At 59.1% G+C, this 26,459-nt stretch carries 24 protein-coding genes, 1 tRNA gene and 2 pseudogenes; 19 read left to right on the forward strand and 8 right to left on the reverse strand.

Translation table 11 applies throughout. The features are described from left to right. Positions 1–12: 12 nt before the first annotated feature. Positions 13–876 carry an oxygen-dependent coproporphyrinogen oxidase gene (gene hemF / locus AC1VVM_RS06150; RefSeq protein ID WP_482956120.1) on the forward strand — a complete coding sequence of 288 codons (864 nt, stop codon included), beginning with the start codon at positions 13–15 and terminating at the stop codon, positions 874–876. 332 nt (positions 877–1,208) lie between these two features. Continuing rightward, positions 1,209–1,586, forward strand: a complete 378-nt coding sequence (locus tag AC1VVM_RS06155) for a hypothetical protein (RefSeq protein ID WP_482956121.1) — start codon at positions 1,209–1,211, stop codon at positions 1,584–1,586. A gap of 15 nt (positions 1,587–1,601) precedes the next feature. Here AC1VVM_RS06155 and AC1VVM_RS06160 read toward each other — a convergent pair whose 3' ends face one another. Continuing rightward, complete coding sequence (locus AC1VVM_RS06160; protein WP_482956122.1) at positions 1,602–2,111, reverse strand: PilZ domain-containing protein; 510 nt, start codon at positions 2,109–2,111, stop codon at positions 1,602–1,604. Positions 2,112–2,372: 261 nt separating this feature from the next. Between AC1VVM_RS06160 and AC1VVM_RS06165 the strand changes: the two genes are divergently transcribed. Further along, complete coding sequence (locus AC1VVM_RS06165) at positions 2,373–4,466, forward strand: RelA/SpoT family protein (RefSeq protein ID WP_482903163.1); 2,094 nt, start codon at positions 2,373–2,375, stop codon at positions 4,464–4,466. Positions 4,467–4,483: 17 nt separating this feature from the next. On the opposite strand, the gene AC1VVM_RS06170 is transcribed toward AC1VVM_RS06165, so the two are convergent. Continuing rightward, positions 4,484–4,813 (reverse strand): DUF1905 domain-containing protein, encoded by a 330-nt coding sequence (locus tag AC1VVM_RS06170; RefSeq protein ID WP_482903164.1) that lies wholly within the window; start codon positions 4,811–4,813, stop codon positions 4,484–4,486. Further along, on the reverse strand, positions 4,810–5,739 hold the full coding sequence (locus AC1VVM_RS06175; RefSeq protein ID WP_482956123.1) for a peptidylprolyl isomerase: 930 nt from the start codon (positions 5,737–5,739) through the stop codon (positions 4,810–4,812). The genes AC1VVM_RS06170 and AC1VVM_RS06175 overlap by 4 nt, the downstream gene beginning before the upstream one ends. A gap of 75 nt (positions 5,740–5,814) precedes the next feature. Between AC1VVM_RS06175 and AC1VVM_RS06180 the strand changes: the two genes are divergently transcribed. From AC1VVM_RS06180 to AC1VVM_RS06190, 3 genes are all read left to right on the forward strand, one after another. Further along, a tRNA-Ser gene (locus AC1VVM_RS06180) sits at positions 5,815–5,905 on the forward strand. A gap of 142 nt (positions 5,906–6,047) precedes the next feature. Next, positions 6,048–7,253, forward strand: coding sequence for a tyrosine-type recombinase/integrase (locus AC1VVM_RS06185; RefSeq protein ID WP_482956124.1), 1,206 nt, complete (start codon positions 6,048–6,050; stop codon positions 7,251–7,253). 67 nt (positions 7,254–7,320) lie between these two features. Further along, positions 7,321–7,863, forward strand: coding sequence for a DUF2939 domain-containing protein (locus AC1VVM_RS06190; RefSeq protein WP_482956125.1), 543 nt, complete (start codon positions 7,321–7,323; stop codon positions 7,861–7,863). Between the two features lie 134 nt (positions 7,864–7,997). Here the strand turns inward: AC1VVM_RS06190 and AC1VVM_RS06195 are convergent, their stop codons facing one another. Further along, a complete protein-coding gene (locus AC1VVM_RS06195) occupies positions 7,998–8,393 on the reverse strand; it encodes a hypothetical protein (protein WP_482956126.1) in 396 nt (131 codons plus the stop codon). Between the two features lie 1,201 nt (positions 8,394–9,594). On the opposite strand from AC1VVM_RS06195, the gene AC1VVM_RS06200 reads away from it, so the two are divergent. From AC1VVM_RS06200 to AC1VVM_RS06240, 9 genes are all read left to right on the forward strand, one after another. Further along, positions 9,595–11,397: a ParB/RepB/Spo0J family partition protein gene (locus AC1VVM_RS06200; RefSeq protein ID WP_482956127.1), complete on the forward strand. Its 1,803-nt coding sequence runs from the start codon at positions 9,595–9,597 to the stop codon at positions 11,395–11,397. 58 nt (positions 11,398–11,455) lie between these two features. Continuing rightward, positions 11,456–11,743: a sigma factor-like helix-turn-helix DNA-binding protein gene (locus AC1VVM_RS06205; protein WP_482956128.1), complete on the forward strand. Its 288-nt coding sequence runs from the start codon at positions 11,456–11,458 to the stop codon at positions 11,741–11,743. Between the two features lie 59 nt (positions 11,744–11,802). Beyond that, positions 11,803–12,024, forward strand: a complete 222-nt coding sequence (locus tag AC1VVM_RS06210) for an RNA polymerase sigma factor (protein WP_482956129.1) — start codon at positions 11,803–11,805, stop codon at positions 12,022–12,024. Between the two features lie 58 nt (positions 12,025–12,082). Beyond that, positions 12,083–13,003 carry a nucleotidyltransferase and HEPN domain-containing protein gene (locus tag AC1VVM_RS06215; protein ID WP_482956130.1) on the forward strand — a complete coding sequence of 307 codons (921 nt, stop codon included), beginning with the start codon at positions 12,083–12,085 and terminating at the stop codon, positions 13,001–13,003. A 546-nt stretch (positions 13,004–13,549) separates the two neighbouring features. Beyond that, complete coding sequence (rlxS, locus tag AC1VVM_RS06220; RefSeq protein ID WP_482956131.1) at positions 13,550–15,562, forward strand: relaxase/mobilization nuclease RlxS; 2,013 nt, start codon at positions 13,550–13,552, stop codon at positions 15,560–15,562. Between the two features lie 84 nt (positions 15,563–15,646). After that, entirely contained in the window at positions 15,647–16,066 is a 420-nt protein-coding gene (locus tag AC1VVM_RS06225) for a CopG family transcriptional regulator (protein ID WP_482956132.1), read from the forward strand. Continuing rightward, on the forward strand, positions 16,066–16,299 hold the full coding sequence (locus AC1VVM_RS06230; protein WP_482956133.1) for a helix-turn-helix domain-containing protein: 234 nt from the start codon (positions 16,066–16,068) through the stop codon (positions 16,297–16,299). The genes AC1VVM_RS06225 and AC1VVM_RS06230 overlap by 1 nt, the downstream gene beginning before the upstream one ends. 543 nt (positions 16,300–16,842) lie before the next feature. Next, positions 16,843–17,928: a glycosyltransferase family 4 protein gene (locus AC1VVM_RS06235; protein ID WP_482956134.1), complete on the forward strand. Its 1,086-nt coding sequence runs from the start codon at positions 16,843–16,845 to the stop codon at positions 17,926–17,928. 811 nt (positions 17,929–18,739) lie between these two features. Next, positions 18,740–18,886, forward strand: coding sequence for a hypothetical protein (locus AC1VVM_RS06240; RefSeq protein WP_482956135.1), 147 nt, complete (start codon positions 18,740–18,742; stop codon positions 18,884–18,886). A 317-nt stretch (positions 18,887–19,203) separates the two neighbouring features. Here the strand turns inward: AC1VVM_RS06240 and AC1VVM_RS06245 are convergent, their stop codons facing one another. Next, positions 19,204–20,235: an acyltransferase family protein gene (locus tag AC1VVM_RS06245; protein ID WP_482956136.1), complete on the reverse strand. Its 1,032-nt coding sequence runs from the start codon at positions 20,233–20,235 to the stop codon at positions 19,204–19,206. 511 nt (positions 20,236–20,746) lie between these two features. Here AC1VVM_RS06245 and AC1VVM_RS06250 point away from each other — a divergent pair. Next, entirely contained in the window at positions 20,747–21,871 is a 1,125-nt protein-coding gene (locus AC1VVM_RS06250; protein WP_482956137.1) for a hypothetical protein, read from the forward strand. 363 nt (positions 21,872–22,234) lie between these two features. Further along, entirely contained in the window at positions 22,235–23,371 is a 1,137-nt protein-coding gene (locus AC1VVM_RS06255; RefSeq protein WP_482956138.1) for an acyltransferase family protein, read from the forward strand. Positions 23,372–23,600: 229 nt separating this feature from the next. On the opposite strand, the gene AC1VVM_RS06260 is transcribed toward AC1VVM_RS06255, so the two are convergent. Beyond that, positions 23,601–24,683 (reverse strand): IS5 family transposase, encoded by a 1,083-nt coding sequence (locus AC1VVM_RS06260; protein WP_482956139.1) that lies wholly within the window; start codon positions 24,681–24,683, stop codon positions 23,601–23,603. 374 nt (positions 24,684–25,057) lie between these two features. On the opposite strand from AC1VVM_RS06260, the pseudogene AC1VVM_RS06265 reads away from it, so the two are divergent. Together AC1VVM_RS06265 and AC1VVM_RS06270 are read left to right on the forward strand one after the other, a co-directional pair. Next, positions 25,058–25,219, forward strand: a pseudogene (locus AC1VVM_RS06265) (AAA family ATPase); the annotation flags it as partial. A 135-nt stretch (positions 25,220–25,354) separates the two neighbouring features. Further along, positions 25,355–25,735, forward strand: a pseudogene (locus AC1VVM_RS06270) (IS110 family transposase); the annotation flags it as partial. 99 nt (positions 25,736–25,834) lie between these two features. Here the strand turns inward: AC1VVM_RS06270 and AC1VVM_RS06275 are convergent. Both AC1VVM_RS06275 and AC1VVM_RS06280 read right to left on the reverse strand, forming a co-directional pair. Further along, positions 25,835–26,185, reverse strand: coding sequence for an IS3 family transposase (locus AC1VVM_RS06275; protein WP_482956140.1), 351 nt, complete (start codon positions 26,183–26,185; stop codon positions 25,835–25,837). Next, complete coding sequence (locus tag AC1VVM_RS06280; protein WP_482956141.1) at positions 26,164–26,433, reverse strand: hypothetical protein; 270 nt, start codon at positions 26,431–26,433, stop codon at positions 26,164–26,166. Before AC1VVM_RS06280 ends, AC1VVM_RS06275 begins: the two co-directional genes overlap by 22 nt. Positions 26,434–26,459: the final 26 nt, after the last annotated feature.

Consider the following 26,459-nt stretch of genomic DNA (forward strand, 5'->3'; position numbering starts at 1 on the left):
AGGGGAGATTGAATGACCGACTGGACCGCCCGTACCGACCGCGCCCGCCAATGGTTCGAAACCCTGCGCGACATGATTTGCGCCGAGTTCGAAGCGATCGAGCGCGAGGCCGGCTCTGCGGCATGCTTCGAATATAAGCCGTGGAAGCGCGCGGCGGTCGAGGGCGGCGAAGAGGGCGAGACCGGTGGCGGTACGCGCGGGATGATGAAGGGCCAGATCTTCGAAAAGGTGGGCGTCAACGTCTCTACCGTGGTCGGATCGCTGTCGAAGGACTTCGCTGGCACGATCAATGGTGCCTCGGCCGAGCAGAACGCCTTTTCGGCCACCGGCATCAGTCTGGTCGCGCACATGGCCAATCCGCATGTGCCCGCCGTGCACATGAACACGCGGTTCCTGACCACGACCAAGGCGTGGTTTGGCGGCGGCGCCGATCTCAACCCGCCGATCCCCTATGACGAAGACACCGCCGAGTTTCACGCCGAGCTGAAGGCCGCCTGCGACGCGCACGGGGCGGACCACGATCGCTACAAGACCTGGGCGGACGACTACTTCTACATCCCCCACCGCAAGGTCCATCGCGGCGTCGGCGGGATCTTCTACGACCACCTCGAATGCGCCGATGAGGACGCATGGGACGCGAACTTCGCCTTCACCCGCGCCGTGGGCGAGGCGTTCCTTGCCGTCTTCCCGCGCCTTGTGCGCCGGCGCATGGGGATGGCGTTCACGGCCGAGGACAAGGCGCGCCAGCTCGAATGGCGCGGGCGCTATGCCGAATTCAATCTCGTCTACGACCGGGGCACGTTGTTCGGCCTCAAGACCGGCGGCAATATCGACGCAATCCTGATGAGCCTGCCGCCCGAGGCGACCTGGAGCTGAGCGGGCAGTGGGGCGTATCGACTCGGCGGGCGGCGCAGCAATTGTTCTCAGCCTGAACGCTGGCCTAGCACTCGTCATCCCCGCGTAGGCGAGGATCCCGCTTAAGGCGAGGTTTCAAGAAAGCGGCCCCCTCGCCTGCGCGGGGGCGACGAACAGGTGAAACTGGCGGCTCGCCATTGCTGTCGAGGTCATCCGTTCATGCATTCACCGCCTAGGGTTTTCCCTGTGGGCATGTGCGGATTCGCCCCAATGGGGCCGGTGCGATTTTGCCTCCACGCTATCCTCTCGATGGCCCCCGCGAAGATGCGGGGCGTCGATGGCAGGAGACGGCGATGTCCAACCCATCGTGGAAATTCTTTGCAAGCGCCAATGTGCTGGTGCTCGGGTTTGCGGTGGTGAGCAAGGCGTGGAGCCAGGATCCCGCTCCCGCACCCGCTGCGCCTCCGGCAATGTCGGCCGATGCCGATGCCCGCGATCAGGCCGTTGCGGTCTGCATGGCCGAGGCCAAGGCGCGCGGGGACAAGTTGGGCGCGGCCGACGTCAGCATGAAAAAGGTCGAGGATACCGACAAGAAGAGTGACGGCCGCGCCTCGGTGCGCGCGGAAGTCGATGTCGCGATCCGTCAGAAGGACGGCTCGATCAAGATGAAGAAGAAGACGTTCAAGTGCGACACGCGCCACGGCGTGGTGACGGCCTTCTCGTATAGCTGACCCAGGCGGGGCCTTTCAGCAGGCGCGCATCGGCTGGGCCGGCATGCTGGGCGGAGCCACTAGCGGTTCGTCACCTTCACCGTTGAACATGCGCGACAGCGGGGCATTGCGGCGCTGCGTGGTGACGACCGGCGCCTCGACATCGAGTTTCTCGAAGAGCTGGATGCCGCAGGCCCGTCCGTCGCTCCAGCGTACCTGACCGCGAAATTCCTGTTCGGTGGGCAGGCGCACGTAGACCATGTCGCCCGCATGCGGCGCGGTTCCGCGCAGGACGAGGCACATGCCGCGCTCCGAGACATTGCGGACGAGTGTCAGCTCCTCCATCGGTTCCCCGCTCTTGCCCGTACCGTGATCGGCGATCAGGCTGGCACGGATCAAGGTGTGCAGTCGCGGTGCGCGCGGGTAGCGACGGCCGCTATCGTTGTGTTCGTCATCGGCTTCCGGCAGGAATGACGCGGTAAGCAGCTCGTCGTCGCTCATGCCCAGGATTGCGGCGTAGATTGCCATGTCCAGGCTGTTCCCCATCTCGGCCTCCATGCAGGAGGGGCGGCCCCGGACATCCCAGTGGCAGACGTCCATGAAGGCGGCTTGGCTTCTGTCCTGGTGGAGCATGGGGGAGGGCGAATTCACGTCAATTTAAGCAAACGCTGCGCAGTTTCCTCATGCAAACGATTGGTGTCTTGTGCGATCCGGAGGTATGTTCGCGCGGTCTGCGCGCTTGCAAATGTTGCATTCGCAGCATCTGCCCCTTGCCGCGCCGCGAAAAATCCTGACATGCTGTAGCAAATGCTGCGCCAATATGAACTCGTCGAACGCGTCAAGGAATACGCACCCCAGGCCGATGAGGCCTTGCTCAACCGTGCCTACGTTTACACCGTACAGAAGCATGGCAGCCAGAAGCGTGCTTCGGGCGATCCCTACTTCAGCCATCCGGTCGAAGTCGCGGGCCTGATGACCGAGCTGAAACTCGACCCCCAGACCATCATCACCGCTTTGCTCCACGATACCGTGGAGGACACGCTGGCGACGATCGAGGAGATCGAGAAGCTGTTCGGCCCCGATGTCGCGCGGCTGGTGGACGGCGTCACCAAGCTCTCCAAGATCGAGGTGATGACCGAGAACGAGCGCGCGGCGGAAAACCTGCGCAAGTTCCTGCTCGCCATGAGCGAGGACTTGCGCGTCCTGCTGGTGAAGCTGGCCGACCGGCTGCACAACATGCGCACCCTCCATTACATCAAGAAGGAGGACAAGCGCCGCCGCATCGCCCGCGAGACCATGGATATCTACGCCCCGCTCGCCGAGCGCGTGGGCATGTATGAATATATGCGCGAGATGCAGCTGCTCGCTTTCGAGCAGCTTGAGCCGGAAGGCTATGCCACGATCACCGGCCGCCTCGCGCAGATCCGCAATCAGGAAGGCGGCCATGTCGATGCCATCGCGCTGTCGGTGAAGCAGGCGCTGACCGAGGCCGGGCTCAACGTGGAAGTCTCCGGTCGCGAGAAGCATCCCTATTCGATCTGGCACAAGATGGCCGAGCGCCACGTCACCTTCGAGCAGATCACCGATATCATGGCCTTCCGCGTGCTCACCGATTCGGTCGAGGAATGCTACAAGGCGCTAGGCGTGCTGCACACGACCTGGCAATCGATCCCGGGGCGCTTCAAGGACTATATCTCCACGCCCAAGTCGAACGGCTACCAGTCGCTCCACACGTCGCTGATCTACGAGAATTCGATGCGTGTCGAAGTGCAGATCCGCACCCGGGAGATGCACCGCACGAACGAGTTCGGCCTCGCCGCACACTGGGCCTACAAGCAGGGCGGCTCCCGCCCCGACGGGCAAGTGGGCTGGCTGCGCGACCTTATCGAGATTGTCGATGCCAGCCACGATGCCGAGGAACTGCTCGAACACACGAAGATGGCGATCTATCAGGACCGCATCTTCGCCTTCACGCCCAAGGGCGCGCTGTTCCAGCTTCCTAAAGGCTCGACCGCAGTAGACTTCGCCTATGCGGTGCACACCAATCTCGGCAATGCCGCGGTCGGCGTGAAGATCAACGGGCGGCACATGCCGCTGCGCACGCGCCTGTCCAACGGCGACGTGGTGGAGATCATCAAGAGCCCCGGTTCGGAACCGCAGCTCTCGTGGCTGGGCTTCGTCGTCACCGGCAAGGCGCGGGCCTCGATCCGCCGTGCGGTGCGGGCCAAGGAACGCGCCGAGGTCGCCGAGATCGGTGCCAAGCTGCTGGACGAGATCGCCGGACGCCTGCCTGCCCGCATCGGCAAGAAGGCGATCGACGGTGCGATCCAGCGCCTCGGTATGCGTGACGAGGAAGACCTGCTGTTCGCGGTCGGCTCGGCGCGGCTGACCGACCGGCAGGTCATGGAAGCGCTGATGCCCGGCAGCACGGCGGAACTGCCGGACGAGCCCGAATGGACCCGTGTCGAACGCGCGATCTCGATCCGGGGGCTCACGCCGGGCGTGGGCTTCGAGCTGGCATCCTGCTGCCACCCGGTTCCCGGCGACCGCATCGTCGGCCTGCGTCGCCCCGATCACAAGGTCGAAGTTCACACCATCGACTGTCTGACGCTCGCTAACGGCGTCGATGCGGACTGGCTGGACCTGTCATGGGGCGAACGCACCACCGGCGCGGTCGGCCACTTGCAGTTGGTCCTCTACAACCGGCCGGGCACGCTGGCCGAAGTGACGCAGATCCTCGCTTCCAACAGAGCCAACGTCACCAACTTGCAGATGATCCAGCGCGACGAGCCGTTCGGCACTTATATCGTCGATCTGGAGGTGAACGACCTCGCGCACCTCACCCGCATCGTCGGCGCCCTGCGCGCGAGCGAGGCCGTGGCGAACGCCGAACGCATCTGAAGACGTGGAGGTCTCGCTCAGAATTCGAGCGAGACCTCCACGTCGTCGCCTTCGGCAAGGCTCTCGGCGCGCCGTACGCTGGCCTTGACGGGCAGCAGCCAGCCCCCTTCCGCCTTGCTGGGGAAGACCGAGGTGGCAAACACGGTCTGGCCGATCTGCACCTTGACCTTGAGCGAGCCGAACCCACGCGACTGGCCCTCAAGCTTGCGCATCAGCGCCGTGCCCGAAAGCGCCTCGCCAGCGGCCCCGTCGATAGTGAGAAAGTGCCAGGTGCCGTTCGCACCCCCGGCCCAGCGCCAGAGCCGGCCGGTATGCGTGACATGCTCGGTATGAAGCGCGCCGGTCACGGTTTCACGACACGGATCGGCACGGGCAGGTTGCAGATGTCCACACCGCCGGCCGGCTGAATGTAGAAATCGTCCTTTCGGTTGGCCCGCTTGCCGGCATAGGCGGCGAAGCTCGGGCTCTCGGTCGAAAGATATTCGTAGGCGGGCAGGCCGGGCACTTCGTCGCCCATGCGGACCGAGAGCAGTTTCACGCGCTGCGCCGGGTCTGCATAGAAGCCCATCGGTCCAGTCCCGCGCGGCAGGGCGGAGAGATTCTCGATACCCTCGATCACGCGGCCAACCACGGCAACATTGCGGTCAAGCTGGCGCGGGGCATGGCCGATCACGGCATAAAGCTCGGCACCCGTACCGGCGTCAGGCGTGAGATTGCGGCCGACGCCTACCGCGCCGTAGCAATGGACAGGCCAGATCGCATGCGAAGACCCGGCGAACGGCCATCCATCTCGAAATGAAGTCACCGAGGCATAGCTGTCCTTCAGCTTGGCCCCGGCGGAATAGGCCGCCAAGACCGACTTATCCGCAACGGCGTAGTCGCTGTCTTTCATGACCTTCAGACCCACCGGCAGTGCTTTCGCTTTGCCCGCAACTTCGCCATCGGGATCGCCCCACTGCGCGACATAGTTGTCCTGCACGCGCACGACGGCGATCCCGTCGTACCAGCGCGCGGCCACAAGCTTGCGGATATTGTCCACCCAACCTTGCGAGAAAGGTGCGGAAATCAGCTGGATCACCACCCGGCGCGGCTTTCCGGCGGCATCGGGCGCAAGGTCCATGACGAGGAGGTCCTTCGGCGCGATCCGGCGCCAGTCGGAGGCCGGGGAACTGGCGACGATATCGCTGGGCGTGAGCAGTTTCGGCGCCTCCGAAGCGATCGGCGGGGCGGAAAAAGCGGCGGAAAGCATGGCGGTCAAAAGGAATTTGCGCATGAGTGGGTCTTGGCATGCCAGGAACGCTTGCGAAAGCCCGCATCCCACGCTAGGGCGCGCGTCTCCAGTGCATGCGGAGCGGTGGCCGAGTGGTCGAAGGCGCTCGCCTGGAAAGTGAGTATACGCCAAAAGCGTATCGAGGGTTCGAATCCCTCCCGCTCCGCCACCGGCTGATCCAGCCAAATCCAAAGCGAATCAAAAAAGCTCCACGTTCTTAGAGCGTTACGAGCGATTCGCGTCCCCACGCGTCCTTCTCTGTCCATCGGTGACCGATTGGTAACTTGATAAGAAGTGTGGGAAAAAAGGCTATGGGAAAACTCTCTGCGGCAGCTGTGAAATCCATTACCCGCCCCGGCCGATGGGGCGACGGCGACGGTCTCTTTCTGGTCGTGCAACCAAGCGGGACCAAGAGCTGGCTGTGCCGGGTCCAAAAGAACGGCACGCGCCGCGATTTCGGCCTCGGCAGCGCGACAAAGGTCCCCCTGGCGCTGGCGCGCGAGCGAGCCGCCGAAATTCGCACCTGGGTGGAGATGGGGCTCGATCCGATTCTCGAGAGACAAAAAGCGGAAGGCGTTCCGACCTTTCGACTAATGGCTGGGCAGGTGATAGCGGCGCTTCGCAAGACCTGGCGAAACGAAAAGCACGAAGCCCAGTGGATGAGGACGCTCGAGGTCTATGCCTTTCCGCGCCTCGGGAACGTGAAAGTCAGCGAAATCACCGGGCCCATGATTCGCGAAGTGCTGATGGCAATCTGGCTCTCGAAGCCGGAAACGGCCCGGCGCGTCCGGCAGCGTATCGGGACCGTGCTGGATTGGGCCTATGCCTCAGGGTACCGGGACAGCGAAGCGCCGATGCGGGCGATCTCCAAGGGCCTGCCCCGGCAGCCCAAAAAGGACACTCACTTCGAGGCCATGGATTATGACAGGGTGCCTGCGTTCCTAGTCAAACTCAGCGCGCGCGAATCGTACGGTAGATTCGCATTGCACTTTGCCATCCTGACGGCGGCCCGGTCCGGCGAGGTGCGAGGCGCCACCTGGGACGAGATCGATCTGGAGGCGAAGCTCTGGACGATCCCCAAACAGCGCATGAAGGCGCAGCGCGAGCACGTCGTGCCGCTTTCCAAACCCGCAATCCGGATTCTCGAGCGCTGTGCCGAACTGCGCCACCCGCGCTGCCCGCTTCTGTTTCCGGGCCTTCGGCGCAATGCGCCGCTTTCCGATATGACCCTAACCCAGCTTCTCAGGGACATGAAGCAGTCATCCACGGTCCACGGATTTCGCTCGTCCTTCCGGGACTGGGTCAGCGAGGAGACCCAGCATCCCGGAGATGTCGCCGAAGCCGCGCTGGCGCATCTTGTGAAGGACAAGACCGAAGCCGCCTACCGGCGCGGCAATCTGCTCCAGAAGCGGCGGATCATGATGGATGATTGGGCGGCGTTCTGTTGTCAGAACGAGAGTGGCGAATTAGATGCCTCCGCTTCGGCCAGCGAAAGTGATCTGGATCACGAAGAGTGAAAAAATCCATGTAGACAGCGGGATAGCGCTTCACTTAGCCGTTTCGAAACATTGAACGGGGGCTCAGTTGAAGAAAGCTGTTTTGGCGGTTGTGGCCGCGATCGTCGTCGCGGCCGGTGGCTGGTATTGGTTGTCGCCCGGTCTGGCGATGAAGGGGCTGCGGGATGCGGCGCTGGCGGGCGACAAGGACGAATTGCGCGAGCGTGTCGATTTTCCCGCCATTCGCGAATCCTTGAAGAGCCAGATGCGCGCGATGGTGACCGCCGAACTGGCGAAGGAGAAGGACAATCCCTTTGCCGCGATGGGCATGGCTTTTGCGGGCGCTATCATCGACCCCATGATCGATGGTGCCGTTTCGCCCGAAGGCATCAAGGTCATGGTCGAAAGCGGGAAGATGAAGACTCCGGGGCAGCCGGTAGCCGATCAGACCAAGGGCGAAGAGGCCCAGTGGCAGATCGAGCGGCGAGGGCTGGACCGCTTCACGGCGCATCCGAAGGCACAGGACGGCGAAAAGGCGCCGACGCTCATCTTCAAGCGCGATGGCCTGGGATGGGAGCTGGTGGATATCGAAGTGCCTGCGCCGGCAGACAAAACGCAGGCGGGCAATTGATGCGAGGCGCCTCGGCGTAGCGTTTGCCTGCTTATCGGGATTGGGCGAAGGAGCGGGAGCGTTTCGGTGTTCCCGGCCTCGCTTCGTCTAATCCAGGTGCCTGAACCTTCGCACCGATCTCCTTAGAAGACCGCTTACGCGGCGTGCTTGGCTGCTGCCGCGTATCTCGAAGCCGGTTTGCTCTCTTGCCGCGCGGATTGGCTCGTGCAGGACAGTACGCGAAATGTGTATTCGCCGGTCTCGTGGGTATCGAGGCCGAGACAGGCCTGTTTGCCGTCGGTCAACTGCGTGAGCAGCCTGTTTATGACGGAAGGCGGAAGGATCATGTCGACTTCCACTCGGTCCTCATAGACCCGGCCGATACCCAGAGTGTCCGGACTTCTGAATACGGTGCCCGGCTCGTTCAAATATAAGCGAACTTCCGCCCCTGTTCGGACCCATGGGTTCGAAGAGGTGTCATCCGCGACCTGACCGAGAAGCTCGCCGTCGGCAAGCCGCTCGACCTTGATCTTCAAATCCGCTCCGTTCACTTTTATTCCCCTCGATTCGTCGCCATAATACACCCGTTCATCGCAATATTAAATGTGTCATTATTTGCGATAAGGGACTATTCAGGCTCGATTTCCTGAGAGGCGCTTCGTTTTTTGCGCGGAAAATTTGCAGCAAAATGGTCGGTAGCCGAGATCAGCATGGCTGATTCGTTCGCGATCTGGATGCAGAGGAAATGTTGCAGGAATCGCCTCGAGCGGAGCGGCTTGGGCTGCGGAAAGAAGCTTGCGGAGTAGCCGTCGGAGTTCCTGACCCCGCCGTATTAGTGAGGGGGCGCCTCGTCCCTGCGCCACACGCCCTTGCGCAGACGCTTGATGCTCGTGCCGCAGTTTGCGCACGAGCTCAGATAGTGGCCCGAGATGTCCCATTTCGCATCATGGCGAACGGGTTCGTGACGGTTCAAAAGGCATCGCACTGCCTGTGGGATCATCTGCATGCGACTATCCTTTCGAGACACGCTCAAATAGCTCTGACGCGGATTCTTGCAAAGCGATCCGCGTCGATCCGTAGACTGAACAAATTTAATATTAACACAAGGTTACATTTTGCCGCAGCGCAAAATTTCTGACTGAAAACCCGCAAATCGAGCCGCCTGAAAATCATCCTTAATTGGTATTTTGATGACAAATTTTTGGCGATATTTCGGTTCCACAGTCTGGCGTATGAGTCCAACAGGTGGTCCCATTCTTGAATTTCGGCGAGGGGTAGGTTTCGCTGTTTAGAGAGGCGGGTTGATGGGCCCCCTGCCACTACCGGCCTCTTTGCCGTGCTCGGGGCCGGGCGGCTGTGTGAGCAATTCCAAGGCAAGTGATGAGGCAAAGTCGGGCTGCCCCGCGCGGGCGCGCGGCCGGGCTCTATCTCGCTTGCGCTCGACCGAGCCGCCTGACGGCGTCTCGTCCCTTCGGGTGACGATCCCTTGCAGGGGGCGGGGCCTGCGGTCCCGCAAGCAGACATCGCGCGTGTGCGCGATGGCGCCTGATTGGCCTTCCGGCCTGGCGGGGTGGGCGTCGCTCATCCTCTAGGCCCGCCGCGGCGCGGCGCAAGGCGAGCAGGCTCGCCTCCTCCATTCCATTCCGGCCCTGCGGGTGCACCGCGCCTCGATCGGCGTGCCTGCCGGATCGCTCTTGCCGCCCACCCCGCCGTCCGGCGGCCAATGCGCGGTTAGAAAAGGAGTGAAGGACAATGGAACTGAAGCACATCGAGCTTGGCCGTCTGTCGGTCTCCGAGCTCAACATGCGGGGCACCCGCAAGGCCTGCGATATCGCCAATATCCTGCCCTCGGTTCGGGCACGGGGCGTGCTGGTGCCGCTTATCGTTCGCGAACTGGCGGGCGATGCTGCCGGTTTAAGCGGCGAAGGTGAGGGCGGCGATCACGCTCCCGCCTATGAAATCCTCGCAGGCAAGCGGCGCTACCATGCGGCTCTGACCTTGGCCGAGGAAGGGGGCGGCATCGAGGACCTGCCCTGCGCGGTGCTGGAACCCGGCGATGATGCAGCCGCGCTCGAAGCCTCCCTGATCGAGAACATTGCCCGGCTTGATCCCGACGAGATGACCCGCTGCGAGACGTTCGTGCGCCTCATGCGGGAAGGGCGGTCGGTCGAGGACGTGGCCTACACCTTCGGGCTGACCGCCTTGCAGGTGAAGCGCACGCTGGCGCTGGGCAACCTGATCCCGCGTCTGCGCAATCTCTACCGCTCGGAGAAGATCGATCCCGTGTCGCTGCGTCATCTCACCATGGCATCGAGGTCCCGGCAGCGCGAATGGCTAGCCCTGTTCGATACCCCCGGCGCCTATACGCCCACCGGTTTTGGGCTGAAGGCGTGGCTGTTCGGAGGGGCATCGATCCCGACCTCGTCGGCCCTGTTCGATGTCGAGGCCTACACGGGCGAGATCGTCGCGGACCTGTTCGGCGCCGAGCGCTACTTCGCCTCCACCGAGCCTTTCTGGGCAGCGCAGATGGAAGCGGTCGAGGCCAGGGCGGCGGATCTGCGCGAGCATGGCTGGGCCGAGGTCGTGGTGATGCCGCGGGGCGAGACTTTCCATTCATGGGAATACGTGCACGTCGCCAAATCGAGGGGCGGCAGGGTCTATATCGCTATCGGCCATCGCGGCGATGTGACGATCCACGAAGGCTATCTCACCGCCAGGGAAGCGCGGCGGCTGGAACGCGGCGAGGCGATCGAGCACCCGGTTCGCCCCGAGGTATCGAGTACGGTCAATGCCTACATCGACCTGCATCGCCATGCGGCAGTCCGGGCAAGGCTGGCGGGCGATCCCGGCCTGTCGCTGCGGGTCATGGTCGCGCACGTGATTGCCGGTTCGCCGCTCTGGCATGTGCGGATCGCGGATCAGCGCGCTCCGAACGATGCTGTGGCGGAGAGCGTCGAGGGCTGCGTTTCCGAAGCGGCATTCGATGCCGGGCGGCGGCAGGTTCTTGCGCTGCTGGGATTGAACGGGGAGACGCCCACCGTCACCGGCAGCGATCCGGATGGCGGCGATATTTGCTGTCTGCTCCTGCGTCTGATTGCGCTCAGTGACGAACAGGTGATGGCCGTGCTGGCTATCGTCATGGGCGAAACGCTGGCGGTCGGAACCAGCCTTGTCGACCTGCTCGGGCGGCATATGGGCGTCGACATGGCGGCTGTGTGGCAGGCGGACGATGCCTTGCTCGATAGTATCCGCGACCGCGAGGTCATGGGGCTGCTGCTGACCGAAGTGGCGGGTGAAACGGTCGCCGCCGAGAACGCGAAAGCTGCCACCAAGGTCCAGCGCGCAATCATTCGGGATTGCCTTGCGGGCGAGCACGGACGGGCGAAAGTCGAGGGCTGGGTACCGCGCTGGATGGCGTTTCCGACCGCGACTTACACCGCGCGCGGGGGTGTCGGCAGTGCCGAGCGGTCGCAGCGGATTGCCATGCTGCCGGCAGCGGAAGCCACGAGCAAGGGCGACGCCGATCAACCCCACAACCTGCCGCACGCAGCCTGACCCGGAAGCCCGGCTGCGCGCAGCGGGGCCGGGATTTCCCTCCACGGGAGATATGGAAATGGAACAGAAATCCGATCAAGCCGCCAATTCGCAAGGGCTGGCACGCATCGAAGCAGCACTGGCCGAACTGCCGGAATTGCAGCGGCGAATCTTCCTCGCCCGATGTGTCTATCACATGGAGATGCACGAAATCGCCCGTCAGACGGGGCTCTCCGAGCGCGAGGTCCGCAGGCTCATGGGGTGCGCCGTCAAACGCATCGTCCGAAGCATTATCGGATGTGCAGGCCTCGATAAGGAAGGCAGCGATGAAGCCGCGCAACCTCGAGACTCTGCGAACGGAGCATGAGGGAAATAGCCCGGCGACGTGAGAGCGCTGCCGGGCTTCCCGCCATCGGGAGATCGCAAATGGACAAAGAACCGAGCCCTGAGCTTTTGGCCCGGCTGGAAGCCGCCATGGCTGCATTGTCAAAAATCGATAGGGAGATTTTCCTCGCCGCGCGTCTGGACGGCATGAGCTACGTGGAAATCGCGCGGCGGACCTGCCGTTCGGTGAAGGACATCGAGAAGCGGATGAGCAGGGCAATCGGAATCATCACGCGCATACTGGAAGAAGGCGGCGGGCCATGAGCCCGCCGTCTTTTCCTTGCGCCTGCCGTCCCTTATGCCCCACAGTCGAGCCAAGCCCATGAAGACCGATCTCGATCATCTCCCCGACCGCAAGCGCCACGATCTCGAACGCGTGGTGCAGATCATCTTTGCGGAATTCGAGGATGCGCGCGCGCTTTCCACGCAGAAATGGAAGCGGGAGGGGCGGATCGCCCAGATCATCCTTTATGGCTCCTATGCGCGTGGGAACTGGATCGAGGATCACCAGGGCGGGTACTATTCGGACTACGATATCCTCGTCATCGTGAATGACGAGCGGCTGGCCGATCCCGAATACTGGCACCGCGCGCAGGAACATCTGATGCGCGAGTGGAGCATCGCCAAGCGCATCTCGGCACCGGTCGGCATGGTCGTCCACAGTATGGCCGACGTGAACGGCCAATTGTCGCGCAGCCGGCCCTTCTTCATGGATGTCGTGCGCGAGGGCGTGGTCCTTTACTCGCTCGAAGAGCAGCACTTCGAAATGCCCAAGCCGCTGGATACGGCGGTGGCTTTCTTGGAGGCCGAGCAGAACTACACGCGTTGGTTCTCCATGGCGGACCGGTCACTTTCCACATTCCGTCTCCAACGGAGCCAAGGGGATGATGTTTACTGGCGGAATAAGGCTGTGTTCGAACTGCACCAGGCAGTGGAGCAACTTTATCACTGCAATTTGCTAACTCTGACCCTCTATAGCCCAAAGTCGCACAACCTTGAGTTCCTGCGGAACAAGGCCGAGGATATCGCCCGCGATCTGATACCAGTCTGGCCCCGAGATACGAAGTTTGCCCGGCGTTGCTTTGAGCTTCTTCAGCAGGCTTATGTGAAGGCCCGCTACTCACCGCATTACAACGTCAGGGATGTCGAACTGGAATGGTTGGGGGATCGGGCGAAGATACTTCAGGAGGTTACCAAGGAGATCTGCGCAGCTCACCTCAAGAAGACCGGCAGCCGCACCTAGGTACGGCCGCTCCCATAAAATCGAGCGCTAAATCCAGGGCGTCGCCATGACCGGCGACGCCCTTTTTCTGTCCGGTTCCGCTGCGGAAAACCGGCGTGATCCGATCGGTTTGTTGCTCGAAGTTGCCGCTCATTCCTGACCTGTTTTCGCCTGGATTTGGGTCAATGCGGGCACCTGCAGGCGAGACCAAATCGGGGAGCACCGACCCGACATCACCCATCACGACCAGTCTTGAAAGACCGGCGAAAATCTCCGCTGACCTGAGACAGCAGCATCGAGCAGGGTGCTTGATGTTGCCGCGCGCGTGCCGAGCGAGGACGTCTTGGCGCTGCTGGGGAACATGGTGGGGGAGAGGGTGTGGAAGGCATGAGAGGGTAAGAAGGGGGAGGGCAAGTTAAAAGGCGTAGTCTCGCGCCGCGATCCAACTCATTGTCTGCACACCGTTTTTTACGAGATTTCGGCGGGTTCCTGGCCTCGCCATGCCTCCATCGCCAGATTTTTGGCCCCAGAAATGGCGGATTCCTGCGCCCTTGGGACTCGCTGACAGTGGAGGCCCTTGAAGCAACGCGCGCGCAATCCCTCATCGAGGGCTTTGCAAGCGAGGTACGCGCGATGGATGACAATTTCCTGGTGTGGCTTGGCCACATTGGCAAGGAGCGTTCCTTCCGAAATGCACTGCGGCGGGCGGTCAATCAGGCCGGGGGAGGCCGCCGCGCTTCGGGAAGCGGGAAAGCCCGCTTCGTTGGAAGCCGGATCGGCCGCGGCGCTGCCGCAGGACGGATGCTGGCAAATCGTGACGACTTTGGTGCGTCCCGTGCGCGCCGGGTCATCGTCAAAGTTCGCTATGTGAAGCTCGCCGGAAAGGGCGCGAAGGCTGCCATTGCCCATCTGCGTTATCTGCAGCGCGACGGCACCACCCGCGAGGGGGAGCGCGGCACGCTCTACGGCCGCGAAATCGATGCCGAGGATGGCAAGGCATTCCTCGAACGCGGAGCTGGCGATCGCCACCAGTTTCGCTTCATCGTCTCGCCTGAAGACGGCCAGCATTACGAGGACTTGAAGCCACTGACGCGCCGTCTGATGCAGGATGTCGAAACCGACCTCGATACCCGCCTCGAATGGGTGGCGGTCGACCACTACAACACCGGCCATCCGCACACGCATATCGTCGTGCGCGGCGTCGATGATCGGGGCAAGGACCTCGTCATCGCCCGCGATTACATCAGCAGAGGCATCGCCGCCCGCGCTTCCGATATCGTCAGTCTCGATCTCGGGCCGCGCACCGAGCTGGAAATTCAGCAAGCGCGGCGCTCCGAGATTTCAGCCGAGCGCTTCACCCGGATCGACCGCACTCTGTTGACCTCGCTCGATGAGCAGGGGCTGGCACCGGCCTGGCATCGCGACTCGTTCGAACAAAGCGTGCGTGCTGCGCGGCTTGGCACGCTCGCGCGGATGGGGCTCGCTGTCGAGGAAGAGAAGGGGCGCTACCGCCTCGACCCCGATCTCGAGAGTACGCTGCGGATAATGGGCAAGCGCGGCGACATCATCGCCACCATGCATGATCGCCTGAAAGCGCGACCCGAATTGGCGCCGCATGACTATACGATCTTCGAGCCTGGCAACGACCACGCGATTGTCGGCCGAGTGGAAGCGCGAGGCCTGTCCGACGAGCACCAGGATCGCCACTACATGATTGTCGAGGCGACCGATGGTCGAACCCATTACGTCGATCTCGGACACGAACTGGCCGACGGCGCCATGCAGGGTCGGCTTGTCAGGGTCGAGCAGGCGCGGTTCGGCACCCGCATTGCAGATCGCAACGTGGCCGAGATCGCCGCTGCCAATGGCGGGATCTACAGCGTCAAAAAGCATCTGGCCCATGATCGCACCGCCAGGCGGGAATTTGCCGAAACCCACGTGCGCCGCCTTGAAGCCATTCGGCGAGCCCAGGGCGGGGTGGAGCGCCAGCTCGATGGGACCTGGAAGATCCCGGAAGACCATCTGAAGCGTGTCGAGCAGTACGAACTGCGCCTGGCGCAAAGTCGACCGGTCAAGGTGGAGGTTCTGGCCGAGCGTCCACTGGAGCAGTTGGTTCAGCACGACGGTCCGACCTGGCTGGACCGGCAGTGCATCGCCCAGGATCCCGAGCAGCTTCAGGGGCGATTGGGCGGCGAAGTTCGTGGCGCACTCCAGCAGCGCCGGCAATGGCTCATCGAACAGGGCTTCGCCGAGCAGGAGGGCAGCACGGTTCGTTTCAGAGCAAATCTGCTCGCCAACCTGCAGCAGCGTGAGCTTCGCCGTGTGGCTGGCCAACTCTCCGAAGAACTGGGGCTCCCATTTGCTGAAAATCGGCATGCTCATGTCGAGGGGACCTATCGCCGGGCCATTGAGGTCGGCGGCGAGAAGTACGCCCTGATCGAAAAGTCACGGGAGTTCACGCTGGTGCCCTGGCGATCAGAGCTGGAGAAGCATCTCAACCAGGAGGTGTCCGGCCTTGTGCGGGGAGCGGGGATCACGTGGCGGCGCGGGATCGATCGCGGCGGCCCGGAAATCTCGTGATCGTCACGAGAGGCGCCGGAAAGTACCTTCGGTGCATCCGTCGGAGTCTATGATCGGAATTTGCCGGCTGGCATTCTCGCGTGCATGCAGACGCGCAAGACCCGCCATCAGCTTTACCTGCCCGATCACCTCTCGGCGCGGCTTGATGCATTGGCGGCGGAGCCGAACAATTCCAAGACGTCGATCATGACCGCGGCGCTCGGCGCCTGGTTCGAGCGCCGCGAAGACGTCGAGGCCGAGCGACAGTTCGGGAAGAAGCTGGAGCGGCAGGCGAGGGCGGCCGAACGAATGGAACGGAGGCTCGATTACCTTACCGAGGTGGTCGGGCTCTTCGTGCGGCATCAACTGACACTGACCGCGCATCATCCTGCATTCGATGCGGCGACCCGAAAACTTGGGCTGGCACGTTACGACGCATTCGTCCGGCTGGTTGGAGAGCAGGCGGCGAGAGGACAAGGCGGAAGGGGGAGTGGGAATTCGACGTCAGGCGAAGGAGAGAAATGATGGACGACGAGTGGACGCGGGCTGTGAGCAACAAACACGACAATCAATCGCTGACCGAGCCCTTGGCGGTCCGTATTCCCGAGGCATGCCGTCTCACGGGGATTAGCCGTTCCAAGCTCTACGAGCTTATTGCCGACGGCCAAATCGAGATCGCCAAGATCGGATCGATGACCCTTGTGCCTCTGGACAGCTTGCGGGGGCTGATCAGGCGAACACGCAAGTTTGCCGATTAGTCCGCGTGTCCCCCGCTACCGGAGCTGATTGTACGAGATGCGCTTGAGATTCTTCGGATGACTGCCGATGGACGTGGATGGCGGTATCCTGAGCGGCGAGCCTAAGCCCCTGAAAGCACTTGGCGAAGAGTAACAATCTGGCAGCAGGACTCCATGAAACGATTGACGAGCGAGGACAGCGCGGCACCAGCCACATCGTCTCAACATCTGAAAAGTCACGGTTTATCGCCGTATTTTGCAAGTGCGGTACAATCTCATTGACGCCCGATTTGCGCACGCAGAATAGGAGACCTATGATTTTTTGGATTGGGGGCTGATGATTGACGGTTGGTTGGGAGACGGATTGGAGAAGATTTTAGTGTAGTGTAAAAAATATACGTGGGTCCATGTAAATGAAGATCGCGCTATTCGCCTTGGGCTCGTCATAATATTTCACTATATTTTAGATTAAATTTTTTAAAATGTTTCGAAATAAAGTCTCTTGCTTGAAGTACGCGACAATGAAATCAAATTTATTATTCAATTTTTGGAATGGTTAGTAGTATGTTTGGTGATAAGGCGCTTAGAGTGTTAATTTACTCTCAGGGGTTTGCTGAGTATTCCACTCGCCTGGCTAAAGAACTGGCCGTTAATAATAGCGTATTTCTCGTAAGAAGTCGTAAAAATGTAATTTCTGAGTTGGAGGGCGTCGATTTACCGCTCCCTTCTTCGTGCATTACTGTTGATATCGGTAGCTCTCGTTGGAGCACTATTTTTGGTGGTGCGAAGTTATTGGTGATGCTTCTGATATTTAGACCACAAGTTGTTCACTTACAAGAAACCCCTCACTTCTCGAACAGAATCATCGCAAAGATATTTGGAGTCCGAGCGCCTGTTTTGTTGACTGTTCACGATCCGGTTCCTCACGAAGGGAGTGATGTGGGCAAGGCCGAGGCGGGGTCTCAGGTTATTAGTGAAGTGCGACGGAGGGCCAATGGGATCGTCCTTCACGGAAATTTCTGCCTAAATCTATATTCGTCATTAGATGTTTCTCGTGGAAAGATGCTATTTTCCGTTGATCATGGGGAGCTGTTTAATCCTTCCCTTAAGGATAGAAAGGATCCAAATAAAGGGGTCGTTCTTTTTTTTGGAAGGATGGAGTATTACAAGGGGGTAGACTTGCTTTTAGACGTTGCGGATCTAGTGGGCGCCGTTAGACCTGACATAAGATTTCATTTTGCAGGTCGAGGACCAGAACTGGAGAGGCTCTCTAAAAGAATAGACAAGGCCAGGAACGTTTTCGTCTCAGATAGGTTCCTGTCGCCTGCAGAAGTGATAGGTGCATTTCAGGAAGCCGAACTTATTGCTTTGCCTTATCGAAGTGCTACGCAAAGTGGTGTTGTCGCAGCTGCTTTTGCAAACTCTCGGCCTGTTATCGCGTTTGCGGTGGGCGGACTAGTAGACGTAATTGATGATGGTGACACCGGGTGCTTAATAGAAGAAGGCGACGTTCAAGCTTTCGCTGACGCGATAGTCAATGATTCCACGATTGTGGGAAAAAATAGAGATGCAAATAACCAAAGTAGATTTTCTTGGGAGGTTATATCGAACAGCCACGAGAATTTTTATAGATCCGTAATTGGTCAATGAATGTTATATTTAAAATAGTGTTTTTAAGTGTGGAAGTCTGAGTATTGTGTGGAATCGCTGACTGGTCGGATGAGCAAATTCAGCCAGTATTTGGCGTTGACGAGACGAACGCGCCGAGTAACCAGGTGGACAGTTGGTCGTGGCGGTTGGGGGTGGAGTAGTTGCCTTCTGGTGGACGAACATCCGCTCGATGCGATTGCGCTACTTGTAAAGCGTGCGGCTAAGTTCGATCTTCGCGCGACGAATTGACCGACAGGGAATGACGGTCTCGATCTTCCGATCGGCAAGGTTGGCTTGAATGGCGTCGGCATCATATCTCTAGATTGCGAGCAAGGCAGCGGGCGTGTGCTCTGGTAGGCAATGGCGCTCGACCTCTTTGACCGCTCGCCAGCATGGACAGCCTTTGTCGAGATAGCCAACAGCGATGATGTTGCCAATCTAAGCCCTGTCGAAGGGCAGGCATCGCTGCTCGAAGTTGCGACCACATATCCCAAGTTCAGATGACTCGCTCTGCCTGGGACACGCCAACGCGCAGCACCGAGCGATGTCTGAAAATGTCGATTACCGAACGCTCCGCAGACATGATCGGCGGCTCTTCGAGACGCGTTACGCCGGAGAATTGATCTCTAGTGGTATGAACGCAACGGATGAGTCCCGTGAATTGGTCCTCAAAGGCGCAGATTTCCGTCAATCCTTGGGGATCCATCCTGATTGAATCGAACCACTAGGCACGAGAAATTGGCCCTTCTCGGCCCGATCGGCATTGGGAAAGGCTGATTGTTCTGTGCGATCGGTCGCTTGGCTTGCCGTGATGGCCGCTACGTACTCAACGCCCGGCAGCCAAGGTAGCTCGACGATCACGCATGCCAAGGTCGAGTTGCCGATCGTGGATGATTGGGGCCTTCAGCGGTTCGACGGCAGCGTCCACTATCATCTCGTCGACGTGCTCAAGGGGTAATACGGTTAGCGCTCCACGCTCGGCACTGGCGAACTCCCAGTATCTCTCTGGCATCAAACAGTAAACGATCCGACCTACGCGACGCGATCCTGGGCCGTCTCTTTCGCAATGCAAAGCGGCTCGAACTTGACGGTGAATCATACGTGGGTCCTGGGGCCGTCTCCGCCGCTTGACCAAACCGCCAAGATAGATGCGAACGACGACTGACGATCAGCCGCTTCTGTTGCGCGCGATCAGGTCGGAACGCTGCGCGGTAGAAAATCGAATTGCGTGGTTGCGATCGAGCTTTGCTTTCGATTAAATTTGTAGGCAATCGTTCAAGTCGTCTGGCGCTCGGGAAGATCAATTCGCGTCGTGGGCGGAAGGGACGGGGCGGATCCAAAGCCAATCAGTTGCTGCATACCAAACCGCCGAGCGATCTCGATTGCGATCATTGGTCCTAATAAGCCAGCCGCCAAGCCAACTATTACATGAATGGGCACGGATACGATTCCGACCTTCGACAGAACCGCCCGTGTGCCAGCCGTGAAGATCGTGTGCATGCAGTATATCGCAATTGTGTCTTCGCCTATCCTGCGGAACGCCCGCCAAGCATTGAATTGCGGCGAAAAAATGAAAACTCCGACGAACAGGTAGGCAAGCACAATGCCAGTCGCGCGGCCAGGAAGAGTTTCCACGGCCACCCCGCTCGACACTGCGAGTGCGTCAATTACCAGAAGTGCTGCGAGGCATCCGGCTGCTGCGGCGTGATTGGATCGGTTCTTTTTGAGCTCACTGTGGAGAAGTTGGCCGGCCGCGAAATACACGAGGAACGTTGCTGCCAAGCTCAATGGGGCAAAGCCCTTCGGGAGGATGGTAGCCTGGATGATTGAGGCGGCAATGCCGAGAGCAGCTAAAAGCCACATGCCGTTGGTCAATGGTAGAATAATCTGTGCAAAGATCTGGATGAGCAGTAATGCGTAGAGGAACCAAAATATTGAGTAGGGCATATAGGGAAGCATCCAGAGGTTCGCCCATGTCGCGTTGGCATTTGCAACCGAGCTTAAAGCCATCTGAACGAAAATGATCACGGAGCTCCACAGGAAGTAGGGAAGCACGATGTTCCAAGCAGAAGTTTTTGCAAACGTTGACCAATCTTTGCGGCGGAACAGCATACCCGAAATCAGGAAGAACGCAGGCATGTGGAACATGTAGATGGCGTTGTCCATCATCTGGAAGGCGCGCTCATCCGCGAAAACTCCTGCGTCATTCAGCCCGCGGAATATGTGGCCTAGGATCACAAAAATGATGGCGATAGCCTTTGCGGCATCAAGCCACAGAAGGCGCTCAGCCCGCTTCACGATATGCACCGCCGTACCCCGCTAACAACTCAGGATTCCAAATTTCCAGGCTGCATATATTCCGATGAGTTAACCATCAAGGTTCGACCGGTTATGAGGCGGCTCTGTCGAGAACAATCATAGCATGCTGAAAGCGGCGACCATACATCTCCGCAGCACCTTCAGAATTTCGACATGGAATTCGTACCTGCGGAATCCGTGAAAGTTCTTGTTGAACCCGCCGATCCGGATGCGGTGACGCCCCGCAAGTGGCGAAGGCCCACATGGCAGCTGCGGCTCTCTGCGGGCTCACAACTGCCTTGTCGAAAGGGATGGCAGTCCATCGCTTTCGGTTTGACACTTTTGGGCCACTTCGCAGCGCGAATGTGCTTACTGGTTCTTGCTATTGCTCGATGGCGCGATCAAGATTGGCCCAGATTTCATGAAGATGCAACGTGGTGACCGGGCTGCATTTGTCGTGGCGCGCTTGTGATAGATGTTTGTGATTGAGCTACCGGCTACCTGATATCGGTGAATAAAGATGATGCGAATATATGAATTAATCTGCAAATCAATAGTCGTATTGTTGTCGATTAGTCTTTTTTTTGTCCCTCAGGTCGTCGTTGCTGGGCAAATCGCGGGCTTTAACATCACTAATCCGATGAATCGCAGTGAGAGCGACCGTCAGAAATTGCTTCAGGATCTTCACGAAAAAGGCGTGAGGTATGTGAGGTCTCCTGTAAAATTAAACGAAGACGGCGTGACATTTCTTAAACAATGCTATGAAAACGGTATATCCGTACTAATGGTGGTTGATCTGGACTATGCTGCGAGTAAAACTTCTCAGTTCAGGCCTAAGAGCCAGAAGATTGCCGGTTTTTGGTCTAGATATGCAATTTCAACGCTGGACTCTCAGATTTTAGGAGACAAGCTTGGGCGCTTTTTAGGGGAGTTGAAGGGGCAAAATCCTGTATTTGCGATAGAAGTCGGAAACGAGATAAATATATCTCCGTTTAATGGTGATTTTAAAGTCGATGACACCGGCCGAATTTATGGTTATGATTGGCTTAATTCAGAAAGCGGTAATTCAGTTCGGTTGGGATTGAAAAAGTATGTGGAGCTGGTCGCTAAAGTTCGACAAGTGGTGAATGCCACTTCCGATGCGGGGCGCGTGAAGATCATATCTGCTGGACTTAGTGTTCACGAAGGCCCGCCCCAAGCTATAGATGTCAAATCTCCGAGCATGCTGGATGCGATAGCAACCAGACAATATTTGGATAAGCTTGGCTTGTCTAAATACGTTGATGGTTATGCGGTCCACAGTTACCCGTGGAATTCATCGCCGGGCGATCCTCGAGCAGATGCCGCGCGCAGCCAGCGGTTTTCGAAATATGCGCTTGAGGCCTGCCGATATTCATCCTCGAAGCCGTGTTGGGTGACCGAGTGGGGTTATACCCATAAGCCAGGCGATTGCCCAGATTCGCGCACAAAGTTAATCCAGTCGACAGACGATCAGCTTCTTAATTCACCTTACTCCGATGCAATTTATGCCGTATTCTACTACACATGGGATGGGGATATATGGGACAAGGATGGCGATCCTTATAGTATCCAGCCGTGTTTAACGGAAAATTCTGGGATATTGGCTAGATATTTTAGTAGATAACGGGAGTGAGGGGTTGTGATAATCGAATAATATTTCTAATTTTGTGTGTGCTGAATGTTCTACTGTGAGGCGTCGATGGGTTGCGATGCTGCAAAATCGCCTTCGACAATGGGCTTTGGCCAGATTAGTGCCAGCTTTCAAATCCCGCTGAGGCGGGATTTGTCGCATCAGCGCGCTTGTCCATTGGTCATAGGTGAATCCTGTGGCCAGTTGGACCGTGTTGGGGTGGTGCCGTGTCAGGATGCGCATTCGCGCATTTTGGGCTGATTTTAGGGGTGGAGCCGTGAATAAAGCGCCGGTATCGCGTTCTCCAATTTTGGGTCTCCCGGACCGGAATATATCGAGAAATTCGTAGGAACGATAATGAAGAATTTCACGTCCATTGAGAGTTTGCGTGGCTACATGGCATGGTGGGTTGTGGTGGGTCACGCGTGTCACTTGGTAGGGGGTGGAAGATTTCTTCCTATATTTCTCACAGAGATTTTGGAGAGGGCTGGGATAGCTGTAAATGTTTTTATAATTGTCAGCGGATTTGTTATAACTCATTTGGTTTTATCTAAAAAAGAGCCGTATATTCCCTATATGACTCGGAGAATATTTCGGTTGTTTCCGGCATATCTGTTTTGTCTGTTTCTGGCTATTGCAGTCTCAAGATTATATATTTCCGCGTATTCATTGCCTTGGGTCGCGGGAAGTGAGATGCGCCTCGAACGGGCGGGCCTGGAGCATGGGCATTTCACTGAATATTTAATGCTCCACCTGTTGATGATTCACGGAATTTTTCCAGACAGCGTTCTCCCTTATTCGTCTACGACATTTTTGTCTCCGGCTTGGAGTTTGTCGTTGGAGTGGCAGTTTTATATTGTGGCCCCTCTGTTGATTTTCTTGCTTTCTCGTCGAAGTAAGGTGATGTTGACGACCGCTCTCGGAATGATTGCTTTGCTTGCAATTACGAAGTTCGGGATAATTGGAAAATGGAGTTTCCCCTCTTTCCTTCCGTTAGCTTTCCAATACTTCCTGATTGGCATATTAAGCAGAATCCTGCTTGGCGATCCTCAGATGAAAAAGGCTGGGGCAGAGTCGTTAATTGTGCTCGCTATCGCAGTGGCCACCTTGGCGGGGCCCGTCGAGGCAGCAATTTGGATAGTTTTCGTAACCCTCGCTATGACGGAATGGGGACTTATAAAATTCGATAATGCTTTTATTAATGGATCGGTTAATGTCCTTTTTAAAAGTCGCATTATGTCGAAAGTGGGTTCTTGGTCATATTCGACATATTTGATCCATATTCCTGTATTTTCAATAATAGTTGGGTCTTTCGCTTTGGCAAATCCCGGAGCCAGTCAGGCTTCCGTGGCTGGGATAACATTTTTATCTTTCCCCCTTATTATGTTTTCATCATGGGCCTTGTTCACGTATGTTGAGCAGCCATTTAATCGGCTTGGAAGGAGGGTCGCAAACGGCTTGTCCAATCCTTCAAAAAGCACCTCGCTTGCGTAATGACTCGTTTGGTTGGATGCGCCTGAAGTCTGCGACCGCAATGTAGGGTCGCATTCGCGTGCAGCGTCGCCTGGCATTCGACCCTGTGACGAGTTGGACGCCTCGAAGAACCGTCTGAATTCGGCATGATTTTGACGTGACCGCGCGGGAGGGGACGGTGGACCTCAGTTTCCTGCTCCTGATCTTCTGATTTTCGGGTGATGGGCGGCCGGAAGGCTGGTTTCCGGCGTCACGCGGGCGCAGTTCGCCCCTCAAGCCAGGCGAGGCGTTGGAAATTATAGGCGAGGTTCGCCATTCCGATTTTGATGCGGGCGCGGGCGATGCCGATGGTGCGAACGACAAGCCGCATGCGGTGTTTCTGGCCGGCAAACACGTGCTCGACTGCTGAGCGCACGGCGGAGCGCTTCGCATTGGCCCTGGCGATGCGCTCGGGCATCGGCCGGCGTGGCGGCTTCTTCTGATGGATGTGGCTGGTGAACATGCCCTTGGCGAGGAAGGCCTCGTTCTTCTTGGACCGGTAGGCGGTGTCGGCCCACACGCCCGAGCCGGTGTTGTCCTTGCTGACCACCTCGGGCAGTCGCGCGCCGTCGTGGGCATTGGCGGCGCTCGCGTCCCAGGTGCGGATGAGACCATGAGCGCGGTCGATGCCGATGTGATTCTTGTAACCGAACATCGGGATAGCGAGGTCGACTGGCTTCGGCGCCTTGGGATCGGCGCCCTCCTTCACCTTGGCCTTGGTGTACTTGACGCTCCAGCGCGCATCGCGATCCTTCTGCCTGACCTTGGCCGGCTTCCAGTCTTCGGGCACTCTGCCTTCCTTGATCGCCATCTTCTCGGCCTCGGTGTTCCTCTGCTTGGGTGCCGGCACGACCGTGGCGTCGATGATCTGCCCACCCATGGCGAGATAGCCCCGCTCGGTGAGCGCGGCATCGAAGCGAGCGAACAGCCTGTCGATCGCCTTGGCCTTGACCAACCTCTCGCGGAACAACCACACCGTCGTTGCGTCCGGCACCGTGCCGTCGAGCCCGAGCCCTAGGAAGCGCTGGAACGACAAGCGATCCTTGATCTGGAACTCGGTGGCCTCGTCAGACAGCGAGTAGAGCGCCTGCAGCACCAGGATCTTGAACATGAGGACCGGATCGAACGGCGGCCTGCCGCCCTTGCCGCGGACACTCCGCCGCAGTGCTGCTACCAACGGGCCGCGGAAAACCTCGAAGTCGACCACAGCCGCAAGCCGTTCAAGCGGATCGCCTGCCGCGCTCAACGCCTCGTATCGGTCCGAAAGATCGAAGAAACTCGGCTGTCCCGCCACCATCGCCTCCACCGTCGTGCAAAGGCAGTGAATCAGCTCAAGCCGCTAGGCGCCAGCGGTTTTTCGAGGTGTCCAGTTTTGGTGCGCGGCTTCGAACGCGGCCGCTTTTTCAGCCGGCCGTGGTTCGATCGGTAGTCGCAACCAGCGTGAGGGACTGATGGCAGGGGCGGAGCGCGCACAGGAGGGACAGTCGCTCCCTTCCTGCCATCTGCTTGCTTGACGGCCACACCTGATCCTGTCCCAGTTCTGCCACCGGCCAGAACGAGAGATCCGGTATTTCATCGGCCCGGGGGTGACCCCGGCCATGAAACAAATTCGGCTGGTGTCATGGATCCTAAGGATGTCTGAGGTCGGGGCCCGTTAAGTCCGTCCTCCACGCCGTCGTCATTCAGATCGAGGGTTTCAGCTATCGCATGCGCGAGCACGCGGCGCTCGTGCCCGAAAATGTGGGCAACGGCGCCGCGTTCAATCCACCGCCGCAAAAGCGGCGCGGCCGACCACCGATGAAGGGAAAAACCGATCTCGAATACGGCTGATCACCGCACCATCCCTAACCGCCAACCTAGGGAATTTTGGGCGCCCACATCTGGGGAAAGTTCGGTGCCCGTTGATGCGCTGCGAGCGCGGATCCGTAATTGTCGTGTTGCCCGCAGCCCCCTTTCGCACCGACCATGGAGGGGGAGACGCGCATTATTGGAATGGACATCCACCGAGTTGCGGCCGACGTCGTCTCATTGCTGGATGGGCAATTCCACCGCATGGAGCGTATCCCCATGGCTCTATACAGCCTTGAAGCCTTTGCCCGGAAGGAACTGACGCACGATGACCACGTGATCGTCGAGGCCACTGGCAACGCTGCGGCTGTTGCAGAGGTTCTGACACCTCATGTCGGCCGCGTCCTAATCGCCAACCCTAAGTAGGTGTGGATGATCGCTCACGCCAAGATCAAGACAGGTGCGATTGATGCCGCTGTGCTGGCGAAGCTCTATTCAACCGGATTGCTGCCGGAAGTCTGGGTGCCAGACGAACGCCCCCTTGCTCTGCGGCGGCGACCACCTATTCACACTTGATCGATTGGTCGAGATGGATTGTCAGGCAATCGCGGGTGTAGGCATCGACAACGGTCAATGCGCGGAAGCGCTTAACGTCGATTAGGGCGTCGGACACGAAGTCCATCCCTCCAGATCTAGGTCCTGCGCGAAGGTAAGGGCCGTTCCGCCTGCTGAGCGGCCAAGGCATGCCGGCGGGGTCTTTTCGCCCAATTTAAGGCCTTCCAGACGATGAAGTCGGTGCACCCGCTTTATATTGACCGGCCAGCCTTCGCGCTGAAGCAGTACGTAGATACGGCGATGCCCACAGCGGACGCGGGTCGCCGCGATTTCCTTGCCCCTCTTTCTGAGTGGCGGCTGGTCGCTTCGGATCGATCGATAGCGGTGCGTCTTGCGGTCGAACCGGAGAGCGGCACAACTGCACCGCTCACTTACCCGACAACGATCCTGCACCCGGTGGACGATCTCGCGCAGTCGACCAGACGCTTCCCTTCGTTTGCCAGCACCTCCCGGAGCATGGCCTTATCCAGCGACAAATCCGCCACGAGGCGCTTCAGCTTTTGGTTCTCTTCTCCAAGCTGGTGAATCTTGCGCAGCTCCGATGGACCCAATTCTCCGTACAGCTGCTTCCGGCATGAGTAGGACGCATCGGACATGCCCGTCTCCGGGCACGTCTCGGCGATCGGTGCGCGGGCCTCCATCTGGCGCAGCGTAAACGCGATCTGCT

It is taken from the genome of Novosphingobium sp. BL-S-33, assembly GCF_056857025.1.

What these genes read in the sequence shown, in the direction of transcription:
- hemF (WP_482956120.1), top strand. Translation starts at nt 13, where the DNA reads ATGACCGACTGGACCGCCCGTACCGACCGCGCCCGCCAATGGTTCGAA.
- AC1VVM_RS06155 (WP_482956121.1), top strand. Translation starts at nt 1,209, where the DNA reads ATGTCCAACCCATCGTGGAAATTCTTTGCAAGCGCCAATGTGCTGGTG.
- AC1VVM_RS06160 (WP_482956122.1), bottom strand. Translation starts at nt 2,111, where the DNA reads ATGGGGAACAGCCTGGACATGGCAATCTACGCCGCAATCCTGGGCATG.
- AC1VVM_RS06165 (WP_482903163.1), top strand. Translation starts at nt 2,373, where the DNA reads ATGCTGCGCCAATATGAACTCGTCGAACGCGTCAAGGAATACGCACCC.
- AC1VVM_RS06175 (WP_482956123.1), bottom strand. Translation starts at nt 5,739, where the DNA reads ATGCGCAAATTCCTTTTGACCGCCATGCTTTCCGCCGCTTTTTCCGCC.
- AC1VVM_RS06185 (WP_482956124.1), top strand. Translation starts at nt 6,048, where the DNA reads ATGGGAAAACTCTCTGCGGCAGCTGTGAAATCCATTACCCGCCCCGGC.
- AC1VVM_RS06200 (WP_482956127.1), top strand. Translation starts at nt 9,595, where the DNA reads ATGGAACTGAAGCACATCGAGCTTGGCCGTCTGTCGGTCTCCGAGCTC.
- AC1VVM_RS06205 (WP_482956128.1), top strand. Translation starts at nt 11,456, where the DNA reads ATGGAACAGAAATCCGATCAAGCCGCCAATTCGCAAGGGCTGGCACGC.
- AC1VVM_RS06210 (WP_482956129.1), top strand. Translation starts at nt 11,803, where the DNA reads ATGGACAAAGAACCGAGCCCTGAGCTTTTGGCCCGGCTGGAAGCCGCC.
- AC1VVM_RS06215 (WP_482956130.1), top strand. Translation starts at nt 12,083, where the DNA reads ATGAAGACCGATCTCGATCATCTCCCCGACCGCAAGCGCCACGATCTC.
- AC1VVM_RS06225 (WP_482956132.1), top strand. Translation starts at nt 15,647, where the DNA reads ATGCAGACGCGCAAGACCCGCCATCAGCTTTACCTGCCCGATCACCTC.
- AC1VVM_RS06230 (WP_482956133.1), top strand. Translation starts at nt 16,066, where the DNA reads ATGGACGACGAGTGGACGCGGGCTGTGAGCAACAAACACGACAATCAA.
- AC1VVM_RS06235 (WP_482956134.1), top strand. Translation starts at nt 16,843, where the DNA reads ATGTTTGGTGATAAGGCGCTTAGAGTGTTAATTTACTCTCAGGGGTTT.
- AC1VVM_RS06240 (WP_482956135.1), top strand. Translation starts at nt 18,740, where the DNA reads ATGGCCGCTACGTACTCAACGCCCGGCAGCCAAGGTAGCTCGACGATC.
- AC1VVM_RS06250 (WP_482956137.1), top strand. Translation starts at nt 20,747, where the DNA reads ATGATGCGAATATATGAATTAATCTGCAAATCAATAGTCGTATTGTTG.
- AC1VVM_RS06255 (WP_482956138.1), top strand. Translation starts at nt 22,235, where the DNA reads ATGAAGAATTTCACGTCCATTGAGAGTTTGCGTGGCTACATGGCATGG.
- AC1VVM_RS06280 (WP_482956141.1), bottom strand. Translation starts at nt 26,433, where the DNA reads ATGGAGGCCCGCGCACCGATCGCCGAGACGTGCCCGGAGACGGGCATG.